Genomic DNA, 20781 nt, shown 5'->3' on the forward strand with positions numbered 1-20781 from the left:
TTCTCGGACCGCGCGGTGGGTACCTACGCATCTATGACGGATCCGAGTAACCGGAATTCCCGCCAACCCACCAACCTCAACGGCCGGCTCACGCGGCGCCGACACAAACTTGCTCCGGACCCCGGCATCCGGCGCGCCATCCTGGTGGCCGCCTCGATGTCGGTGCGCGAGCACGGGGTACGAGGGCTCAACGTCGCCACCGTCCTCGACCGCGCGCAGCTGAGCACCCGCGCCTTCTACCGGCACTTCGAATCGAAAGACCAACTGGTCGCGGCGGTCTTCCTGGAGGTGGCCCGGGTCGAGGCGACGCGGCTGCGAACCCATATGGCCAAGGCCGCCAACCCGATCGAGGCGGTGGCCGCCTGGATCGACGCGCGACTGGACCTGGCCTTCGACGAGACCGTGAAGGCCGATCTGCGGCACCTGTCCGTGGAGGCTCAATCACATATGCTCAACGCCCCCGAGCTCGTCGCGCCGGCATACGCCGAAACGCTTGAGCCACTGGTCGAACAGCTTCACCTGGGCTTGCGACAGCACCTGTTCCACGACATCCATCCGGTGAGCGAGGCGCAATCCATCCAGGGGGTGGTGTGGGCGAGCACCGAGCAGCAGTGGGCATCCGGTGATGGTGAACGCGACGGCGTTCGGGAACGCACCGTCCGGTTCTGCCTACGCGGGCTGGGCGTGGCGCCGGACACCATCGCCGAAGTTGCCGGCGCCGGCTGCTAAGCCGGCTGCTAACCCGCCTGCTAAGAAGGTGCGATGGACCTCGGCTTCACCGGATCGAAAGCTGTCGTCACCGGAGGCAGCAAGGGCATGACGTCTCCGGCGGCTGGAAGCCGCCGGCTTCTTCTCACGCCGCTTGAGCGTGAAGGGCCAGTCCGGCCCGGAGGATGTTGCGTGCGGCCATCTGGTCTGCTTGGGTGCGATGCGAGCATCGCTGGCAGACGAACACCGCTTGGGTGACACGGTTTTCGGCGGCTGCATAGCCACATTTCTCGCAGCCATCCGTGGGGGCACCTCCCGCTTGGGGGGAGTGTGCCGGGGGTCGACCTCAATCCAGATACGCCCAGCATCTTCCGCTTTGGCGCGCAGAATCGAGACGAAGCCACCCCAGCCCGCGTCCCCAATACTTGGTGAAAGCCCGGACTTCGCCCGGGCACCGTTAGGCAAATACTGCCCCGGATTGTCCTCATCGGCGACGGGCTTCGCCCGCCGCATCACGTTGGCGATCTTGAGATCCTCCACCACCAACAGGTCATATGCCTCGACGAGCTTGCGGGCCTGTTTGTGGTGAAAGTCCTTACGCTGGTTGGCGATCTTGCGATGCCACGCAGCGACTTTCTCCCGCCGCCGCTGGCGGTTCTTCGAACCACGCTGGGCTCGTTCCAGCCGCTGCTGTGCCGCGGCCAGCTGCTGCGCCGATTGCCGACCCCAGCAAGGATTGTCGACGTGCTCACCGTCACCGGTGGTGGCGAAACCTACGATGCCGACGTCGATCCCGACCTGCCGGTCGCTGGCCGGCAACGCATTACTCGGAACGTCGTCGCAAGACAGCACCAGCATCCACCGCCGGCCTTGGCGTTTGATCTGGATTGTCTTGACCCGACCCACCACCTTGCGGTGCAGCTCCACCTTGACCTGACCGATGCCCTGCAAGTACACCCGCTTGGTGTCGGGCAGCCAGCGAGCGCCGTCACCGTCTTTAGGCCACTCCACACTGTCGAAGCGGGCCTTGCCCTTGAACCGCGGATAGCCCGGCTTCACGCCGGGCTTGGCTACACACCACGCACCATATGCAACGACACCGACAACTGCCGGACACGACACTGTTCGCCCGGCCGGATCCCTTCGACGACTCAAGCCGCCGGTCCCCTCCGGCCGCTACTGATGGACGTTGCGGCCTGGGATGCCGCGTTCACGCTGGGCATCATGTCGGGTGTCCGTTCGATTCGCGCGGCCTTGCCGTTGCTGCGGGCGGCTGACTGGGCCCGCATCGTGACCCTGTCGCCACTCCATTCAGCGGCAGAGTCCGCGCCTGGTCGGCTACACCGCATCGAAGGCCGCGCTGAGCAGCGTCACCAAGAACTTGTCGAAAAGCCTTGCCAAGGACGGCATTCTGGTGAATTGCGTGTGTCCGGGGACCATCGTCACGGCCAGCTTCACTGAACAGCTCACCGATGTCCTGGCCGCCGATGGCCTGGATGCCACCAAACCGCACGACGTTATGACCTGGATTGACAAGCATTTCCACCACCCATGCGATCTTGGCCGCGCCGGTCTTCCCGAGGAGGTCGCGTCCGTCACCGCTTACCTGGTGTCGCGGCGCAACGGCTATGTCACCGTCGCGACGGTGAACGTTGACGGCGGCTCGGACTTCATCTAACCGGCGGTGCGAGCGTCCCGCCGGAACGGCAGCACATGCACCAATGGCACGACGATGGCTCCGACGGCCAATCCGATGAGCGCCGAAACTCCGGTGTCGACCGGCCATGCCAGCACCGCGCCCATGGACCCCGCAGCGTGGCGCACCTGCTCCTCGAAGTGCTGAACCAAGGCGTACGGCGGGTGCCAGCCGACGCGGTCGCTGCCGACCAACAGGATGTGGCCGCCCACCCACAGCATGGCCACCGTCCCGACCGTCGCGAGCGCTGAGAGCAGTTTCGGCATCGCGGCGACCAGGCCCCGGCCGACCTGCCGGCCCAACCGGGATCCGGTTTCGGCAAGCTGCAGGCCCACGTCGTCCATCTTGACGATGGCGCCGACGGCCCCATACACCACTGCGGTGATGATCAGGGCAACAACGACGAGGATGACGAGCCGCGGCAAGAACCTCTGGCTGGCCACCTCGTTGAGGGCGATCACCATGATCTCGGCCGACAGGATCAGGTCGGTCCGGACTGCGCCGCTCACCACCTCCTGCTCGCTGGCCGGGCCGGCCTCGGAATCATGACCACGGATGCTGCCCCACGCTTTTTCGGCGCCCTCATAGCAGAGGTAGGTAGCGCCCAGCATCAGGATCGGGGTCAGCAGCCACGGCACCAACTGACTCAGCAGCATTGCGGCCGGCAGGATGATCAGCAGCTTGTTGCGCAGCGATCCGATCGCAATGCGCTTGATGATCGGCAGTTCGCGCTCGGCGGCGATCCCGTGCACGTATTGGGGGGTGACCGCGGTGTCGTCGACGACCACTCCGGCGGCCTTGACGCTCGCGTGGCCGGCGGCGCTGCCGATGTCGTCGACCGAGGCCGCGGCCAGCCGCGCCAGGGCCGCGACGTCGTCCAGGAGGCCGAACAGCCCCGCGCTCATCGCGTCTCCCCCATGGCGATCGAGGTTACCGTTTGCCCGGGCCGGTAGCCCGTCGCGGCGATCACGCCGACGGAGTCCAATGCACCACTTTCATCGCCGTCATCTCGTCGAGCAGCTCGGGGCCGAAGCCGAAGCCACTGCCGCTGGCTCCCCGCGGCTCCGACGCGCCGCCGGGCGCGCCACCGAACACCGCGTTGATCTTGACCGTCCCCACCGGAAGCGTTCGCCAGGCCTGCTGCGCGTGGCCCATGTCCGCGGTGAGCACAGTAGCGGCCAGCCCGTAGCGGTCGTTCGCGGCTTCGGTGAGCGCAGTCTGGAAGTCGGCGACGACGCGTACGGGTGCCACGGGACCGAACGTCTCGTCGCTGAACACCAGCATGTTCGGGTCACAATCGGTCAGTACCGTCGGCGGATAGAACGCGCCCGGCCCCGGCGCGGGTTCGCCGCCGGTCAGCACGATCGCGCCCTTTTGGACCGCGTCGACGACGTGGCGGTACACGTGGTCGCGATGACGCCGGTCGACCAGCGGGCCGATCCGATCGGCCCAGTCGCGCGCCTGGCCAACCAGCTCGTCAACGAAGCGACCGGCCAGTGGCTCCACCACGTAGATACGTTCCACCGAGACGCAGATCTGCCCGGCGTTGGCGAACGCTCCGGTGGCGGCCTGTTCGGCCGCCCAGCACGGGTCCAGGTCGGCATCGACGATGAGGGCGTCGTTTCCGCCGTTTTCCAGCACGGCCTTGGCGCCGCGTTCCGCGCAGACTCGAGCGATGGCGCGACCGGTCGCGCTGCTGCCGACGTGCGCCACCACGTCGACATCGTCGGCCGCTGCCAGGCAGGCGCCGACCCGCGCGTCGCCGTCGAGGATTTCCAGCACGCCATCGGGAAGGTGTGCGGCGAGCAACTCGGCAAAGCGCCGGCCCGTGGCAGGGCATCGCTCACTGGGCTTGTGCACGACGGTGTTACCGGTGACCAGGGCGGCGCCCAGCAGACCAGCGGCAACAGCGATCGGGTCGTTCCACGGGGTCAGCACCGCGACCACCCCGCGGGATTCGGCGATCATGAAGTCCGTGGCGTTCCAACTGCCCTGCAGGCTTCGCCCGCGGTGCAGCGGTCCCAGCTCGGCATATTGGCGCAGCGTGTCCACGCCGGCCTGAACATCGCCCAGGACATCGTCGACCGGCTTACCAGTTTCGCGTTCGATCAGCTCGGCGAGTTCCTCGGCCACCGATTCCACCGCCGCGGCGGCAGCTCGGACCCGGGCAGCCCGTTCTCCCGCGGCGGTGCGCACCCAGCCGCGGTGAGCGTCGCGGGCGCGGGCAACGGCGCGCCGGCACTCCTCGGCACCGGCGATCGGCACCCGGGCCACGGTGTCGCCGCTGCGCGGATCAACAATGGTCAATTCCAGCGTGTCGGGCACGTCTGAGACTTGACCCCAAGCGGCACGGCTAAACCCGCGCTGACCGCATGGAAGCGAATTCGGCGCCGTGGTGCCGTTAGCCGCACCGCGAGCTCACGATGACGACGACCGATGCTCGACCGGCCGATCCGCGGATCGGGCTACTCGGTAGGACGGCACTCGGTGTCGACCAGGGGCACGATCTCCCGGACCGTGCGCAGCGTCATCCGGCCACCGGGGTCTTCGGCTGTCGAGGGCACGACGGCCAGGCAGTCGGCCCCGGCTCGGTGGTAGGCGCGCAGCCGGGCCGCGATCCGGTCGGCGCCGCCCAGCGCACCCACCTGATCGAGCAATTCGACGGGGACGGCCGCCGCCAGTTCGCGTCGGGTTGCGCCGGTGCGCGCGCTGCGGACGAGGTCGCCGAAGCCCAGCCCGGCGAACATTTCGCCGTAGCCGGGCGGCGCGAGATACACGGCCAGCTGAGCCGCCACCTGCGCGTGCGCGGCGGCACCCGGGTTGACCGCGACCGGCACCCAGACCGTCAGGCGCGGCGCGCGACGGCGGACCGCGGCGGCAGCGGCGTCGATCACCTCGCGAACCTGCGCGACGCGCGCCGGCGACGCGAGGTTGAGCACCACCTCGTCGGCGTGCTGGGCCGCCAGCCGGATCATGCCAGGACCGAACGCCCCCAACGCAATTCGGGTATCGGGCGGCGTGCTGCGGAGCCGGAAACCGTGGCTGCTGACGTGCCGGCCGTCGTAGTCGACGCGCTCGCCGGCCAATATCGACCGCAGGCATTCGATGGTTTCGCGCATGACCGGCACATGGTGTGCCCACTGGCGGTTGTGCCAGCCGCTCACGATCGCCGGACTGGACGCCCCCAGGGCAAGCTCGACCCGATTGCCGGTGAGGGAGGCAACCGAACCGACTCCCAGCGCCAGTGTCACCGGGCCGCGGACACCGACGGCCAGCGGGCCGATTTTCAGGGTCAGGTTGGGCGCCCGCAGCCCGACCGCGGTCGCCAGCGCGAACGCGTCATAGGTGGCCATCTCGCCGATCCAGAGGCCGTCGAAGCCCGCGTCGGAGGACGCCTGTGCGACTTCCATTGCTTCGTGATCGGGCCGGTCAAGCCAAAACGGCAGGGCGACCTCGACGTCGATGCCGCTCACAGCATCGACACGTCGCTGGGTTGGTCGAGCAGGACCCGGCCGGACAGCTCGCGGGAGGCCTCGTTGACCTGGAAGTGGGCGGTGGCGGTAAACGCGTCTCGGAACCGGCGCTGCAATGGCGAGCTGTCGTAAATGGCGCTGCCCCCGGCAAGGTCGTACATGGTGCGCACGACGTCAGCCGAAGTCCGCACCGCATGCGTGGCCGCCAGCCGGAGCCGGTTGCGCAACGCCACCGGCACCGCATCGGCATCGTGGCTGGCCCGCCACGCGGCGTCGATCGCCTGGTAGTACAGCGCGCGCGCTGCACCCAGTGCCGACTCGGCCGTCGCCACCGCCGCCTGGGTCGCCGGGCGTTCGGCCAGAGTGCGGGTGGAGCCCAGACCCTTCTTTCCAGCGGCCAGTTCGACGAGGTCGTCGATCGCGGCGCGCGCATTGCCCAATGCGGCCGCGCCGATCGACAGCGCGAAGAAGCCGAACACCGGAAAGCGGTACAGCGGCCGATCCAGGGCAGGTCCGTCGAAGACCGAGAGCACCCGGTCGGCGGGCACGAAAACCTCGTCGGCGACGCTGTCGTGGCTGCCGGTGCCGCGCAGGCCAAGGGTGTGCCACGTGTCCAGGACCTTCAGGTCCGATTTGGGCAACGCGACGACGCACGGCACCCGCTGATCGTCGACGAAGCAACCGGCGAACATCATGTCCGCGTGGCTGATCCCGCTGCAGAACGGCCAGCGCCCGGACACCACGACACCGCCATCCACGGACTTCGCGGTGCCCCGCGGCGCCCACACCCCGGCCGCGACACCCCGTCCGCCGCCGAACATTTCCTCGCGGCTGGACGCCGGTAGGTAGGCGACCAGCAGGGCGCTGGTGATGGCGATCGATACGCACCATCCCGAAGAGGCGTCACCGCGGGCAATCGCTTCGGCGCACCGCAGCGCCTTTCCGGGCGCCAGCTCCAACGCCTCGACCTCGTGGGGCATCGTGGCGCGCAGCAGTCCGGCCGCATCAAGGCTGGCCACGAGTTCGTCGGGAAGTCGGCGATCGTGGTCGATCTGCCCCGAAAGCTCGCGAGCCGAGAGTGCGATCTTCTCGGCGACGGTCATGATGTCGGTGGCGGTCGGGTCCGGCTGATGCATCGGGGGCTCCTGTGACGGTGACGGTTCAACCAACGTACTCCATCGGTTCAGTAATTGAACCGGGTAAAGTGATTGAACTATGGCCACTGCCGATCTGTCCCACCGCTTCGCCGGGGAGTCGGTCGGGCGGGCCCTCGAGTTGGTCGGTGAGCGCTGGACACTGCTCATCCTGCGGGAGGCGTTCTTCGGGGTGCAGCGCTTCGGCCAGTTCGCGCGCAATCTCACTATTCCGCGGCCCACCCTGTCGTCACGGCTGCGGATGCTCGTCGAGGCCGGCCTGCTGGAACGCGTTCCGTACTCGCGGGATCCGGAGCGTCACGAGTACCGGCTCACCGAGACCGGCCGCGAACTCTTCGCGGCGATCGTCGTCCTGATGCGGTGGGGGGACGACCACTTGCCGAACCCCGACGGGCCGCCGATCATGCTGCGCCATCACAGCTGCGGAGAGTTCGTCGATCCACGCCTGATCTGCGCCCGCTGCGGCGAGGAGATCACCGCGCGCAATGTGACACCCGAAGCCGGCCCGGGTTTTCGTGGCGAGGCTAGCGACTTCGCCGGCCGGAAATAACAATCTCGGCCTCAACCTATTGCGAATTGATAAGCAACCCAAACACGTTGCTCAACAACGCTATACACGTTACCCGGCGAAATTATGGTCTGTCCGTGCGCCGTCGAACCGTCCTGAAGCTGCCGCTGCTGGCAGCGGGCACGGCGCTGACCACCGTCCCCCGAGCCGCCGCGGAACCGGGCCGGTGGCCGGCCGAGCGCGCCAACAGCTGGTATCAAGCGCAGGGCTGGCTGGTCGGCGCCAACTACATCACGTCGAACGCCGTCAACCAGCTGGAGATGTTCCAGCCGGGCACCTATGACCCGCGGCGCATCGGCGGCGAGCTCGCCGCGGCGCGGTCGCTCGGGTTCAACACGGTGCGGGTCTTTCTGCACGACCAACTGTGGGCCCAGGACCGGCAAGGCTTCCAAGGGCGTCTCGCGCAGTTCGTCGCGATCGCCGCGCGTCACGGCATCAAGCCGCTTTTCGTCTTGTTCGACTCCTGCTGGGACCCGTTCCCCAGGCCGGGCCGTCAGCGCCCGCCGAGGCCCGGGGTGCACAACTCCGGGTGGGTGCAAAGCCCGGGTGCCGAACACCTCGGTGATCGCCGCTACGTCAGCGTTCTTTACGACTATGTCACCGGAGTCGTGGGCCAGTTCCGCAGTGACGACCGGGTTTTGGGTTGGGACCTGTGGAACGAACCCGACAATCCCGCGCGCGTGTATCGCAAGGTGGAGCGAAATGACAAGCTGGCGCTGGTCGCCGACTTGCTGCCCCAGGTGTTCCGGTGGGCGCGGGCAGTCGATCCTGCTCAGCCGTTGACCAGTGGGGTCTGGCAGGGAAGCTGGGCCAATCCGGGGCAACGCAGCACGATCAGCGGCATCCAACTGGACAACTCGGACGTGATCACGTTCCACAGCTACGCCGCGCCGGCTGATTTCGAGGCCCGCATTGCCGAACTCACGCCACTGGGGCGCCCGGTCGTCTGCACCGAATACCTGGCTCGCACCCGGGGCAGCACTGTCGAGGGTATTCTGCCAATTGCCAAGCGGCACAACGTTGGAGCGTTCAACTGGGGTTTGGTCGCCGGAAAGACCCAGACGTACCTGCCGTGGGACTCGTGGGATCACCCGTACCGTACGCCACCGAAGGTGTGGTTCAGCGACCTACTGCGCCCGGACGGGCGAGCCTATCAGGACGGCGAATTCCAAACGATTCGCAAGCTGACCGGCGTCCAGCAGGAATAACGCTGCGCGCATCGCCTGCAGGGGCGAGAAAGCAATATGTTCCGCCACGCGCCTCCGACCGCTACGATTCCGCTGAGTCGCGCACAACCACGAGGTGGTGGACATGTTTCGGGAACTCGCCGTAGGCGCAATAGGAATGGGTGTCCTCGGAGCGGGGCTGCTGGTCGCTCCGCCGGTGCAGGCCGACGACCCCCCGTACCACATTCTCAGCGCCCAGGATCTGTGCAACCTGGTGTGGCCAAGCTCGGAGGCCATGCCGGACCCGTCCAAAGCCCCGCCGGCCGTTGGACTTATCTGTGTCCGGCAGGGCGGGCTGCTTCTCCGGTTGGCCCGGGATCAGCCGGCCATCTTCTCCAATACCTTCACTCTCGAACCGGGCAAAGCTCCTGAGCTGCCGAAAGGTTCGGTGCGCGTCAATCCCAACGATCCGCTCAGCGACTGGATCATTCCGGACTGCTACATCCCCGATCGCATCGACTGCAACCCCAACGCGCCCGGCCACCGCTGACCCGCTTCATACTATTCAGGGCTTGGCCCCAACCGTCTTGACGGGCAGTCGCGCCCAGCCCCGCACACTGGACGTTCGTGCCCTGCTGGCGTTGTCGTAGTCGACCTCCCAGTCGGTCCATCGCTTGAGGACCTCTTCGAACGCAACCCGGGCCTCGAGCCGCGCCAGGGCCGAGCCGAGGCAGAAATGCAGTCCCTGCCCGAAGCTCAAATGGCCACCTTGGCGGTGGATGTCGTAGCGATCCGGTTCGCTGAATCTCTTTTCGTCCCGATTCGCCGAACCGTTGAGCACCAGCATGTAGGAGCCCTGGGTCACCGTGTGCCGGTACAGCTCGACGTCGCGAGCGACGTAACGCGCCTGCACCGGCGACGGCGGCTCGTAGCGCAGGGTCTCCTCGACCGCCGAGCCGATCAGGTGCGGATCCGCGACGAGTTCGCGTCGTTGGCCGGGGTGCTCGCCGAGCAGTTGGCCCATGAAACCGATCAGCCGCGCGGTGGTTTCGTTGCCGGCACCGGCGATCATCGCGGTATAGGCCAAAACTTCGTTGCGTTCGAGGCGCCGCCGGGATCCGTCTGGCTCGTCGACTTCCGCGTTGAGCAGATCTGTCATCAGGTCGTCGGAGGGATGCGTCGCCCGCCACTGGATGTACTCGGCGAACATCGCCATCGAATCCTCGAAGATCGTCGGGCTGACCCCCGCTTGTCGCGGTCCGACCGCAAGGTTCTGGTCGTTGCGGTCACGGATCAGCTGTTGCGCCTCCTCGGGAATGCCCAGCAGGTAGCCGATGGTGCGCATCGGCATGATCGCCCCCAGATCGGCGACGAAGTCGAACCCGTCCGAATCACGAAGCGGATCCAATGCGCGACAACAGAATTCACGCACCAGCCCGTCGACGGCCAGCATCCGCCGGGGGGTGAAAACCCGCGACAACAAGCGCCGGTGCAGATCGTGCAGCGGCGGATCCTCGAACAGCAGAATTCCCGGCGGAACATCGATGCCGCTGAACAAGATGTCGGCCGTGGTGCCCCGTCCCGACCGATACGTCTGCCAATCATGCAGTGCCGCAGCCACGTCGTCGTAGCGGCTCAGCGCATAGAAGTTGTACTTGTCGTTGAAATACAGTGGGGCCGCTGCCCGCATCCGCTTCCACACCGGATACGGATCGTCGTCGATGTCGAAGTCGAACGGATCGTAGTAAAGCTCCTCTCGGGTGGCCACTCATCCGCCCTGCCGGGGTTGGTTCGGTACGCCGGGAAATAGCTGCTCCGTCGGCCCAGAGGTCACCCACCCGCCCAGCTTGGTGACCAGGTGGGGCGCAAAGACCGCCCCGTAGAGCAGGTTTCCGATGACGACGACGGCGACGACGGACAGCACTGCCGACTGCAGCCGGCCCGTCGACCGCTTGTCGGCCCACATCTCGATGACGTTTCGTCCCTCGGCATCCGTGCGGCCGAGCAAGTAGGTGAAGACCATCATCTGCACGCCCAACGCCAGGGAGTCGTAGACCGGGTACTGGTGCTTGGCGCCCTCGAAGATCGCCAGGCCGGGAATCACGTAGCCGTAATGGAAGACGCCGAGCCGGGCCCCGACGAACGCGTTGAACACGAAGGCCCAGCAGAAGCCGACCACGAGCCCGACAATCAGCAGCGTGATCGGCCGGCACCAGCCGAACCGCGCGCTCAACCGTCGCCCCAGCGGCGCGCCGATCACCGCGGGCAGCACGAAATAGCCGATGTAGCCGACCGGCACCGACGAGGGCAGCCCACCCCATGTCATGTTCAACGGCCACCACGACGGCACCCGCGGTAGGGCGGGCGGGAACTGCGCGTACATCGCCCAGTCGTAGGGCGCCTCGATCCACGAAAACGAGATCGCCGAGATGCACAGCAGCAGCAACGGGTGCAGGCGACGGCGGCGAAAACTCAAATACACGCCCGTCGCGGTGAACACGATGCCGCTACCCCAGCCGAAGACGACGGCCGCTGTCAGCAACGGCGTCAACTGGGTACTCATCGTGAGCGCCCGTCACGCGCTTCCGGGTCGAGGTAGATCACCAGGCCGAAGATGACGGCGATCAGCCCGAACAGGGTTCCGAGCATGATGACCGCGCCCACAACACGCCCTTCCGGCAGGCTACCCAGGTTTGTGATAGTGGATACTATTCTAAGTCGGAGGTCAAGGCCGACCATCGTGAAGTGCCGTCAACCGCTGAACGCGGTTCAGGAGTAGATGACCGTGTCCCAGCGACTTTCGCCCAGGAACGCGCCGGTGGCCCGAGCGCCGGTTCAGCCACTGCGCCGGCCCCGCGGCGAGCCGCGCCGGCTCCTGCTCGATGCCGCGCGCGAGCTGTTCGCCCGCCAGGACTACCGCGGCACCACGACGCGTGAAATCGCGCAGGCCGCCGGAGTCAGCGAATACCTGCTCTTCCGGCACTTCGGTTCGAAGGCCGGGCTGTTCCGGGAAGCTCTGGTTCTTCCGTTCACCAGTTTCGTCGACGAGTTCAGCCGGACATGGCAGTCCGTCGTCCCGGAGGAGACCGACGAAGAGGAACTGGCCCGCCATTTCGTCGAACGGCTCTACGACGTGCTCGTGGAGCATCGGGGCCTGCTGCTGACGCTCGCGGCATCGGAGGCCTTCAGTGAGGAGGAAACCGAGGACACCGGCATCGCCGACATGCGGCGGGCCATCGCGGTGCTCGGTCAGATCAGCGCCGAGGGCATGCGGTTACGCGGAATCCGGTCCAGTCAGCCGGACCTGCCGGCGCACTCGACGGTGGCGATGATCGTCGGCATGGTCGCACTGCGGTCGACCTTCTTCGGGCCGGTGCCGCCCCCGCGGGAGGCGATCGTCGACGAACTTGTCCAGGCGATTCTGCACGGCTTCCTGCATCGCCGCGACTGAGCGGTGCTTGACCCGAAATCAGGCGGCGATACCGAGTTCCCGGTTGATCTGCGGCCAGTATTGGAAACCGTCCGGAGTAAGCAGAATCCAGTCGTGAATTTGACCGTTGGCCAAGACGAAGCTGACCGGCGCCCCTTGGGTGACGGCCGCTTGCTGCAGGAAAAACACGTCGGGTGCGAGTATGTCCAGGTTGCCCGAGTAGACATACGTCGGCGGCAGTCCGCTCAATGAGCCATTCAGCGGACTCACCATGGGGTCGGTCACGGCAAGATTGCCGGCCCACACCTTGCCGATCTGTTGCGCGGGCCCGGCAGGAAGCAACGGATCCTGGACCAGCCCAATATTCGGATTCGTCATTCCCACGTCCAGCCAGGGAGACACCAGAACCATTGATTCCGGTACGGGATCGCCCTGGGCCACCAGGTATTGGGTAGCCGCCAGTGCGAGGTTGCCGCCCGCCGAGTCGCCGATCACGCTGACGTTGGACGGCCCGTATTGAGCGATTTGCGTGGAGATGAAGCCAGCCATCGCGGGTACCACCGTGCCGGCGGTACCGCCTTCTTGCAGCAGCGGGTAAATCGGGACCTGAACGGTCGCACCGGTCTGCTGGGCCATTACCGAGTAATTGATCCAGTGCAAAAACGAGGGCGGAAAGATGAACGCGCCACCGTGAATGGCGACCACGTATTCGCCGGTCGGATTAGCCGGCGTGATCTGCACGACGCTCATCCCGTTATACGTTGTGTACTGCACCGTCTCCCCCAGCAGCAAATTCAAGAAAGGTGGCGGGGAGTTACCGAGGAACCACGACAGTGGCGGGATGTCGCTGGCGAACAACGCCAAAAGCGGGTTGCCGGGCACCGCAAGTTGAGTTTCGAGGCCGGACAAACCGAGGAGGGGTTTTACCGGCCACAGCGCGGCTTCTTCAAGCCTGGTCGCTAGCGACGGGGCGCCGGTGAAGGTCCCCGTCTGCGTTGCCGCGAAGGGCCGATCAGCCGGCGACCCGAAGATGCCGGTGATGAGGGTGTCCGACACCCGGGTGAATCCGGTGGCCAGTGCCGTGGGGGTCTGCTGAATTTCCTGCTCTACCAAGGCGAAACCGTTTCCGATCGCTGTGGCGAATTCGGCTGGCAGTCCAGGCAGATTTTGCAGCGCTTGTTCCCATGGGGCCAACTGCGCGACCGTCGCGGCGGCACTGCTGTGATATCCGCTCATCGTGGCGACGTCCTGAGCCCACATCTGCTCGTATGCAGCCTCGGCGGCCGCGATCGCCGGTGCGTTTTGACCGAACAGGTTGGAGATCACCAGCGACACCAACCGACCACGGTTGGCAGTGATCAGTTCAGGGTGCACGATGCCGGCCAGCGCTGCTTCATAGGCGATAGCCGCCGCCCGGGCTTGGGCTGCTGACCGTTCGGCTTGAGCGGCTGCCGTTCCCAGCCAGTCCACGTAACGGGCTGCCGCGGTCGTCATGGACGCCGACGCCGCGCCTTGCCAGGCCTGAGCCCCCAGGTCCGAGGTTATCGAGCCGAATGCGTTCGCCGCTGAGCTCAATTCACTGCCGATCCCGTCCCAGGCCACCGCCGCCTCCAGCATCGGCCCCGATCCCGGTCCAGCAAGCAGCAACACCGAATTGACCTCGGGCGGCCACACCGAAAAGCTCATTACCCTTCCCCCCTCGATTCCCCCTCGATCAGCCTTATTCCAGGAACGTACCTCGCGCCTTGGCGGAAGAGTTTCCGGGGCAGTCGCTGTGGCAGTCGCCGAAAACCCCGGTTCCGTCGAAGACATTCGCGCGCCGGGCTGAGTGCTGATTCTTGCCGCCGCAAAGCCGCGGTGGCAAAGGCAGCGGATTTCGGCCCGTTCTGCTCGCCTTCGACAATCGCGGTCAGACGGCCTTGGTGGAGCCGACGTAGGACAGCACCACGTCGGATTCATCGGTAACGCGGGTCATGGTCGCATACGAGCGGATGAACGACTGGCCGACGCACCCGTCGATCTTGATATGGAAGTCGCTGATCATGATCCAGGGATTTGGTCCCTTGAACTCTTTGCGGACCACCGGCACGATGACGACGAATCCGGGCTTGAGGCCCACGCTGACCACGTTGTTGTACTGCCCACTGGCCAGCGGGATGACGATCGGCGGCTCGCCGGGTCCCAGTGGCAGCTGCGCGGCGAGCGAGGGTGAGACTGCGCTGCCATTTGCCATGACAAAGCCGTTGGAGGTGCTCTGGTCGATCCCGCAACCGATTTCGTACCCGACCTCGAGAACGCCTCGGGGGGTTTCCGGCCCGGTTAGCGAAGCGCCGAAGATTCCGCTGGAGAGATATTCGCGAGACGACAGCGCGGTGGTCAGCGGAGACACCGGAACGTGTCTCTCGTCCTTCGCGCCGAGGGCCAGGATCCAGCCGTCAGGAGTGTTCACCCTAACCGGTGTGCCGGGAGGTACCGACCCGTCGACCAGTGGCACAGCACCGGGAGGGGGTTCGGCATCGGGTTGAGCACCTGCCGACGGTGCGGTCATTGATACGACGAGGCTCACAGCCAGCACCGCAGCACGGCGAATGACCGCGGGAATCGGCGTCACAGCCGATACGCTAAGCACCGCCCCATTCCCTCACGGCTTTGCTGGGTGACGAAATCAGAGTTGTTGCGCGTTTGTAGCTGGTTTGCGATTCAGAAGAGGCAGGCTAGCAAGGCCCGCGTCGCTCACCGCCGGTCGCCGAGCGGTTCCTGTTTGCCGGAACACTCACAGGTGCGCGTGGCGAGTAAACTTCGGGGATAGCCAGGCATTCGTGACAGATGGCAGAGAGGGCGATCAATGACCCCGCAAAGGTTCGCTCGAACAGTGCTCGCCATCCTGATAGCCAGCGCCGGAATAGGGGTAGCGGCTCTGCTGGGCAGCAGCGGTATCGCTCGCGCAGACCCCGACGATGACACGCCTGTCATAATCGACGATTTTCTCTTCACCCCGATATTCACGCAGGATCCGCAGGCGCGACGTCCCGGCAGAGCAGGAGGCCTCGAACAAGACTGGGGCCGTATCGGAATGATCTGTCAGAACCGAACTGTCAAGTGCCAAAAGAACGGATTTTAGCGCCGAGTCTGACAACCTTCCCCAACAACGGATCGGCCACGGCTCGCAGCGGCGACATGAACCCCGCGACCACTTCCCGCGTGAAGCCCGCCCAGCGGATCCGGGCAAGAACGCGAATCCTGCTCGTGGCGAAGAGAATAGGCGAGCCGTCCGGGCTGCGAATAAGGGCGCCCATCGGTCATTTCCAGGCCGTGCAAGCCCACTTGGTCACCATCCACCAACAGGCTGCTGTGGTGGCCTCGGCCCTCGAAGACGCGGTCGAACTCGGCCGCGGCGGCTTCGAAATCGGTTGCGCCACAATACTTGCCGACCTGGCGGCACAACTGGTGACGGCGGCAGCCCATCAGACGCATGGCGCAATCGGTATGACGAAGGAGTGTCCGTTGCACTATTTGACCCGTCGAATCTGGGCCTGGCGAGACGAAGGCCGAGGGCATCATCGCTGGGCAGACCGGCTCGGCGCAGCGCTGGGCCCCGACGGGCTCTATCCAGCCATCCAGTGCGGGTCGGAGGTGGTGCCGTGAACCGACTACAGCGCGACGACGGGATCACGCTGGCCTACCGGGTGCACAATCCGCAAGCGCCGGGTGTGCCGCTGTTGCTCACGCACGGTTTCGGCGCCACCGCGGGCATGTGGGACCTCAACATCGATGCCTTGAGCGCCGACCGGCCGGTGATCGTCTGGGACCAGCGCGGCCACGGCGGCAGCGAAGCCCCCGAGGACATGGCCCGCTACAGCGAGCAGATCAGCGTCGCCGACATGGCGGCCGTTCTCCACGCCGCAGGCGTTGATCGGGTCGTGCTCGGCGGAATGTCCTTGGGCGGCTACCTATCCCTGGCCTTCCGCCTCGCCCATCCGCACCGGGTGGCGGCGCTGGTGCTGGTCGACACGGGGCCCGGTTACCGCAACGACGCGGCCCGCGACAAGTGGAACGCCTGGGTGGAGCGGCGAGCCCAACGACTCGAACGGGGCGAAGCGCCCACCGACATGTCGCCGGAACTCGCGCAGGCCGTGCATCAGCACCCCGAGGGGCTGCCCCGCGCCGCCCGCGGTGTCATGGCCCAGAAGGACGCTCGGGTGATCACGTCACTCGACAGCATCACGGTGCCCACGCTGGTGATTGTCGGCGCCCAGGACACCGACTTCCTGGCCAGTGCCGACTACCTGGCCCGCAAAATCCCCAGGGCCCGCAAGGTTGTCATCGACAATGCGGGGCACGCGGCGAACATGGACCAGCCCGGGGCGTTCAACGCCGCGGTCCGCGAATTCCTGGATCAGCTGTGAACACCCCGGATGTCACAATCGAACGCGGCGGCCACGTGGCCGTCGTGGAGATCCATCGGCCCCCCAACAACTACTTCGAAACCGCCTTGATCAAAGGCATCGCCGACGCGTATGAGCGGCTGGACGATGACGCGCAATGCCGGGCGATCGTGTTGTGCGCGGAGGGAAAGCACTTCTGCGCCGGCGCCGACTTCGCCCGGCCCGCCGGCGATCGGGTGTCGCCAGGCGAGCTCTACGTTCAGGCCGTCCGGCTGTTCCGCACCGGCAAGCCGGTCGTCGCCGCGGTGCACGGCGCGGCGATCGGCGGCGGGCTGGGGCTTGCCCTCAGCGCGGACTTCCGGGTGGCCGCGCCCTCCTCGAAGTTTGCGGCCAACTTCAGCCGGCTCGGGTTGCATCCCGGCTTCGGCATCACCGCCACGTTGCCGCGCGTGGTCGGCCAGCAGAAAGCGCTTGAGTGGCTGCTCACCGGTGAGCGTTTCGGAGGTGAAATCGCCCACGCAGCAGGGTTAGTCGACGAATTGGCCGCCGACGGTGAGGTGCGCCCGGCGGCGATTCGGTTCGCCGAGCGCATCGCCGCCTCGGCTCCCTTGGCGCTGATAAGCATCCGTGCCACCATGCGCGCCGGACTCGCCGAGGCGATCGCCGCGGCCACCGCCCGCGAGCTCGAAGAGCAAACCCGGCTGCAAGCGACCGCCGACTTCCGCGAGGGCGTGGCCGCAGCGGCCCAGCGTCGCGCCCCAACTTTTACCGGTCGCTGAAGTCACACCCGGAGAAGTCGGGCTCCGGCGGTCGGGCAGCGTGGGCTCGGCATCCATCGGCGCCTGCACCCGCTTCTGCGGACCCGATGCCGTGCTGACGCGGGCCGGCACCCCATCGGCGGGATTCGCTACCCGGCCGTGCCGGTTTGTAGGCTTTCGGGCATGCCGTTCGACAACGGTGAGGTATTCGCCGGCTACGTGATCGAGCGCCTGCTCGGCACCGGCGGGATGGGTGAGGTTTACCTCGCCCAGCATCCCCGTCTGCCGCGTCACGACGCGCTGAAGGTCTTGTCCTTGGCCGCCACAGCCGACGATGAGTTTCAGGCGAGATTCAAACGCGAAGCCGAATTGGCGGCGACGCTGTGGCACCCCCATATCGTCGGCGTTCTCGATCGCGGTGAATTCAACGGCCGGCTCTGGATCTCGATGGAGTACGTGGACGGCACCGACGCGGGCCGGCTGGTCCGGGAGCGCTACCCGGATGGCATGCCCGAGCAAGACGTCGCGGAAATCGTGACTGCGGTGGCCGATGCGCTCGACTTCGGTCATGATCGCCGGCTGCTGCATCGTGACGTCAAGCCCGAGAACATCCTGGTGACCGCGCCCGACGGCCACCGGCGCAGGGTGCTGTTAACCGATTTCGGCATCGCTCGCCGAATCGACGACGTCAGCAACCTCACCGACGTCAACGTCGCCATCGGAACCATCAGTTACGTGGCCCCCGAGCAACTGCTGGGCAAGCCACTTGACGGCCGCGCGGACCAATATGCGCTGGCTGCGACGACATTTTACCTGTTAACCGGCGCCCCCCCTTTTCACGACTCGAATCGCGCCGTCGTCGTCAGCAACCATCTCAATGCGCCACCACCGCGGATATCGGAGCGCCGCCCCGAACTCGCGCACCTCGACGCCGTCCTGGTAAGGGCGCTGGCCAAAAACCCCAGCGAGCGATACCCGACGTGTGCTGAGTTCGCCCGGGCTCTCACGCAGCAGGGCGCCCCGGCGCACTCCCAAACGTCGGGGCCGGGTCCCGCTGCGGACCTCGGTTCGGGCGGACGTCCAGCCACCCAGCGCCTCGAGCGTCTGATTGTTCACGGGACAGCACGCGCCGTAGCGCAAAGCGCGGTCGGAGCCCAATCTCAGGTCGGGATCTTGTCGTTCCAAGTAGTCCCATATGAGCCGCTCGGCAACCGGCGCGCTCCACTTCCCGTCGAGATCCAAACCGACCTCGTAGCGGGTCATCTCGCGGACGGGGACGAGGTCGAGGTCACCGGCCTGTGGGACGGCGAGACCCTGGACGCCGACAAAATCGTCAACTTGTCAGCCGGAGCCCGTCCGAGGCGACGCCGGTCGGAACTCGGCGCCACATCGCCGCGAGACAAGGCGCCGAAAGGCAGGAAACTCTGGCTCGCCGCGCTCGTCGCCGTCGTCGGTGTCATCGCGTTGACCGCGGCGGCGATTCTGTACTTCACGGACATTTTCGGCACCCGGACCCGCCCCGGACCAATCGTCAAGCCGGTGAGCGCAACGGTTTTTTCACCGGACGGCGCCCCCGACAATCCGCAGCAGGCGAACTTGGCGATCGACGGCAACCCAAACACAGCGTGGTCCACCGTTACCTATCAAGACGCGGTCCCGTTCCCGAAATTCATCGAGGGAATGGGGCTGTTGCTGCGCCTATCCCAACCGACCGCGTTGAGCGCCGTGACGATCGACGTGTCCAGCACGGGAACCCAGGTGCAGATCCGCTCGTCACCCACCCAAACCCCGACCAAATTGGCCGACACCACCGCGCTGACCCCGAATACGCCACTGCAGCCGGGACACAACCGCATCACGGTGGATAACCGGACCAAGACCTCCAATGTGCTGGTGTGGATCTCCACCTTGGGCACCACCAATGGCCAGAGCCGGACGGCAATCTCCGAGATCACCCTGCAGGCGGCCGGGTAGGCGCAACTGCTGGTCGTCGGCAGCCACGGCCGCGGCGGATTCGCAGGCATGTTGCTGGGTTCGGTCGGGGCGGCGGTGGTCGACAGGGCCAAGATCTCCGTGATCGTGGCGCGTCAGTCCTGACGGCGGGCTGTTCAGCACCTGCGATCAGGCCGCGATACCGAGTTGCTGGTTGATCTGCGGCCAGTACAGCAGCCCGCCCGGAGTCAGCAGAACCCAGTCGTGAATTCCGCCGGGTTTCAAAACGAAGCTCATCGGGGCCCCTTGGGCTAATGCTGCTTGCTGGAGGACGGCCGCTTGTTGTGCAAGTGGATCCAGCGAGCCGGAGTAGACATACGTCGGCGGAAGGCCGTCAAGTGACCCATACAGCGGGCTGACCAGATAGTTGTTCGCAGGAAGATTGCCTGCCCACACCGCGCCGAGTCCCCCAGTCCCCACATCCAGCCACGGAGACAGCAACACCATCGACGACGGTACCGGTTCAGACTGGCTGACCAAGTATTGGACGGCCCCCAGTGCGAGGTTGCCGCCCGCGGAGTCGCCGACCACGCTGACGTTCTGGGCTCCGTATTGCGCGATCTGCGACGAGATGAAGCCGGCTGTTTGGGGTACGACCGTGGCGGCGGTACCACCTTGCTGGAGCAACGGGTAAATCGGCACTTCGAAGGTCGCGCCGGTCTGGTAGGCCGTCACCGAGTAATTGATCCAGTGGAAGAACGAGGCCGGGAAAATGTACGCCCCACCGTGCAGGGCAACCACGTATTCGCCGGTTGGAGCGGCCGGCGTGATCTGCACCACGCTCATCCCCTGATACGTGGTGTACTGCACCGTTTGCCCCAGCAGCAGATTCAACAGTGGTGGCGGGGAGTTGCCCAAGACCCACGACAGCGGCGGGATGTCGCTGGCAAGCAGCATCAGGAGTGGATTACCTGGCACTGAAGTCAGAGATGCGAGCCCGGAGCTGAATCCGGCGGCAATCGTTGTGGGGATCTGCTGGATTTCCAGCTGAACGCCGAGCACCGCCTGCTCAAAGGTCGCAAGAGGCGCAGCGCCGGCCGCTTCGGCGGTGGCATACGCCCCCGCCGCGCCGGTCAATGCCTGCACGAACCGCTCATGGAAAGCCGCCGCGTGTGCGCTGACAGCTAGATAGTCCCGGCCGTGGGCGGAAAAGAAGGCAGCGATCGCCTCTGACACCTCATCCTCGGCCGCGGCCAATACCTCAGTGGTGGCGGCGGCCATGCCCTGGTTTGCGGTTGCGACCACCGAACCAATCGAAGCCACCTCTGTGGCCGCGCCGGACATTAGCTCGGGAGACGCAAGAACATACGACACCGTGCCGCTCCACCCGTTAGGGGCAACCCGTCGCGTTGCCCAGCCGATACCGATCACCGAGTAGCCGGAGCTTATGCCGAGGCCGGGTAATCACGTAGCGGTTCGCCGGAAACCGGCTTCCCGGCGGACCTCACGTA

The 20781-nt window shown here is 66.2% G+C and carries 20 protein-coding genes and 2 pseudogenes; 11 read left to right on the forward strand and 11 right to left on the reverse strand.

The window, feature by feature from the left end; genetic code table 11:
• Positions 1 to 33: 33 nt before the first annotated feature.
• Positions 34 to 729 (forward strand): TetR/AcrR family transcriptional regulator, encoded by a 696-nt coding sequence (locus CDN38_RS06325; RefSeq protein ID WP_082277126.1) that lies wholly within the window; start codon positions 34 to 36, stop codon positions 727 to 729.
• On the opposite strand, the gene CDN38_RS32880 is transcribed toward CDN38_RS06325, so the two are convergent.
• Entirely contained in the window at positions 670 to 1767 is a 1098-nt protein-coding gene (locus CDN38_RS32880; RefSeq protein ID WP_438502280.1) for an RNA-guided endonuclease InsQ/TnpB family protein, read from the reverse strand. The genes CDN38_RS06325 and CDN38_RS32880 overlap by 60 nt on opposite strands.
• Positions 1768 to 1890: 123 nt before the next feature.
• On the opposite strand from CDN38_RS32880, the pseudogene CDN38_RS06335 reads away from it, so the two are divergent.
• Positions 1891 to 2386, forward strand: a pseudogene (locus tag CDN38_RS06335) (SDR family NAD(P)-dependent oxidoreductase); the annotation flags it as partial.
• On the opposite strand, the gene CDN38_RS06340 reads toward CDN38_RS06335, so the two are convergent.
• From CDN38_RS06340 to CDN38_RS06355, 4 genes are all read right to left on the reverse strand, one after another.
• Positions 2383 to 3309, reverse strand: a complete 927-nt coding sequence (locus CDN38_RS06340) for a DUF808 domain-containing protein (RefSeq protein WP_075510692.1) — start codon at positions 3307 to 3309, stop codon at positions 2383 to 2385. The pseudogene CDN38_RS06335 and the gene CDN38_RS06340 sit on opposite strands and share 4 nt — an antisense overlap.
• Positions 3310 to 3370: 61 nt before the next feature.
• Positions 3371 to 4729, reverse strand: coding sequence for an aldehyde dehydrogenase family protein (locus CDN38_RS06345; protein ID WP_232336952.1), 1359 nt, complete (start codon positions 4727 to 4729; stop codon positions 3371 to 3373).
• Positions 4730 to 4869: 140 nt separating this feature from the next.
• On the reverse strand, positions 4870 to 5868 hold the full coding sequence (locus CDN38_RS06350) for an LLM class F420-dependent oxidoreductase (RefSeq protein WP_275539809.1): 999 nt from the start codon (positions 5866 to 5868) through the stop codon (positions 4870 to 4872).
• Between the two features lie 5 nt (positions 5869 to 5873).
• Positions 5874 to 7013: an acyl-CoA dehydrogenase family protein gene (locus CDN38_RS06355; RefSeq protein ID WP_075510693.1), complete on the reverse strand. Its 1140-nt coding sequence runs from the start codon at positions 7011 to 7013 to the stop codon at positions 5874 to 5876.
• Between the two features lie 79 nt (positions 7014 to 7092).
• Here CDN38_RS06355 and CDN38_RS06360 point away from each other — a divergent pair, with 79 nt between their 5' ends.
• From CDN38_RS06360 to CDN38_RS06370, 3 genes are all read left to right on the forward strand, one after another.
• Entirely contained in the window at positions 7093 to 7581 is a 489-nt protein-coding gene (locus tag CDN38_RS06360; protein ID WP_075510694.1) for a winged helix-turn-helix transcriptional regulator, read from the forward strand.
• 95 nt (positions 7582 to 7676) lie between these two features.
• The gene (locus tag CDN38_RS06365) at positions 7677 to 8807 is read left to right on the forward strand and encodes a glycoside hydrolase 5 family protein (protein WP_075510695.1); all 1131 of its coding nucleotides are present in this window, start codon (positions 7677 to 7679) and stop codon (positions 8805 to 8807) included.
• Positions 8808 to 8910: 103 nt separating this feature from the next.
• Positions 8911 to 9315, forward strand: a complete 405-nt coding sequence (locus tag CDN38_RS06370) for a hypothetical protein (RefSeq protein ID WP_142361244.1) — start codon at positions 8911 to 8913, stop codon at positions 9313 to 9315.
• 15 nt (positions 9316 to 9330) lie between these two features.
• Here the strand turns inward: CDN38_RS06370 and CDN38_RS06375 are convergent, their stop codons facing one another.
• Together CDN38_RS06375 and CDN38_RS06380 are read right to left on the reverse strand one after the other, a co-directional pair.
• Positions 9331 to 10533, reverse strand: a complete 1203-nt coding sequence (locus CDN38_RS06375) for a cytochrome P450 (protein ID WP_075510697.1) — start codon at positions 10531 to 10533, stop codon at positions 9331 to 9333.
• Positions 10534 to 11328 carry a spirocyclase AveC family protein gene (locus tag CDN38_RS06380; RefSeq protein ID WP_075510698.1) on the reverse strand — a complete coding sequence of 265 codons (795 nt, stop codon included), beginning with the start codon at positions 11326 to 11328 and terminating at the stop codon, positions 10534 to 10536.
• Positions 11329 to 11544: 216 nt separating this feature from the next.
• Between CDN38_RS06380 and CDN38_RS06385 the strand changes: the two genes are divergently transcribed.
• The gene (locus CDN38_RS06385) at positions 11545 to 12216 is read left to right on the forward strand and encodes a TetR/AcrR family transcriptional regulator (RefSeq protein ID WP_082277119.1); all 672 of its coding nucleotides are present in this window, start codon (positions 11545 to 11547) and stop codon (positions 12214 to 12216) included.
• An 18-nt stretch (positions 12217 to 12234) separates the two neighbouring features.
• On the opposite strand, the gene lipY (CDN38_RS06390) is transcribed toward CDN38_RS06385, so the two are convergent.
• The 3 genes from lipY (CDN38_RS06390) to CDN38_RS29305 form a co-directional block, all read right to left on the reverse strand.
• The gene (gene lipY / locus CDN38_RS06390; RefSeq protein ID WP_180276295.1) at positions 12235 to 13881 is read right to left on the reverse strand and encodes a triacylglycerol lipase LipY; all 1647 of its coding nucleotides are present in this window, start codon (positions 13879 to 13881) and stop codon (positions 12235 to 12237) included.
• Positions 13882 to 14104: 223 nt separating this feature from the next.
• Positions 14105 to 14743: an MspA family porin gene (locus CDN38_RS06395; protein ID WP_075510728.1), complete on the reverse strand. Its 639-nt coding sequence runs from the start codon at positions 14741 to 14743 to the stop codon at positions 14105 to 14107.
• 294 nt (positions 14744 to 15037) lie between these two features.
• Positions 15038 to 15250 (reverse strand): hypothetical protein, encoded by a 213-nt coding sequence (locus tag CDN38_RS29305; protein ID WP_161951630.1) that lies wholly within the window; start codon positions 15248 to 15250, stop codon positions 15038 to 15040.
• Positions 15251 to 15441: 191 nt separating this feature from the next.
• On the opposite strand from CDN38_RS29305, the gene CDN38_RS06405 reads away from it, so the two are divergent.
• The 5 genes and pseudogenes from CDN38_RS06405 to CDN38_RS30440 form a co-directional block, all read left to right on the forward strand.
• Entirely contained in the window at positions 15442 to 15840 is a 399-nt protein-coding gene (locus CDN38_RS06405; protein WP_142361245.1) for an acyl-CoA dehydrogenase family protein, read from the forward strand.
• Positions 15837 to 16601, forward strand: coding sequence for an alpha/beta fold hydrolase (locus CDN38_RS06410; RefSeq protein ID WP_075510701.1), 765 nt, complete (start codon positions 15837 to 15839; stop codon positions 16599 to 16601). The genes CDN38_RS06405 and CDN38_RS06410 overlap by 4 nt, the downstream gene beginning before the upstream one ends.
• A complete protein-coding gene (locus CDN38_RS06415) occupies positions 16598 to 17359 on the forward strand; it encodes an enoyl-CoA hydratase/isomerase family protein (protein WP_083044063.1) in 762 nt (253 codons plus the stop codon). Before CDN38_RS06410 ends, CDN38_RS06415 begins: the two co-directional genes overlap by 4 nt.
• Before the next feature lie 162 nt (positions 17360 to 17521).
• The gene (locus CDN38_RS06420) at positions 17522 to 19312 is read left to right on the forward strand and encodes a serine/threonine-protein kinase (RefSeq protein ID WP_075510703.1); all 1791 of its coding nucleotides are present in this window, start codon (positions 17522 to 17524) and stop codon (positions 19310 to 19312) included.
• Positions 19313 to 19435: pseudogene (locus CDN38_RS30440) on the forward strand (universal stress protein); the annotation flags it as partial.
• A 24-nt stretch (positions 19436 to 19459) separates the two neighbouring features.
• On the opposite strand, the gene lipY (CDN38_RS06430) reads toward CDN38_RS30440, so the two are convergent.
• Positions 19460 to 20644, reverse strand: coding sequence for a triacylglycerol lipase LipY (gene lipY / locus CDN38_RS06430; protein ID WP_082277121.1), 1185 nt, complete (start codon positions 20642 to 20644; stop codon positions 19460 to 19462).
• Positions 20645 to 20781: the final 137 nt, after the last annotated feature.

It is taken from the genome of Mycobacterium ostraviense, assembly GCF_002705925.1.
GTDB classification, from domain to species: Bacteria; Actinomycetota; Actinomycetes; order Mycobacteriales; family Mycobacteriaceae; genus Mycobacterium; species Mycobacterium ostraviense.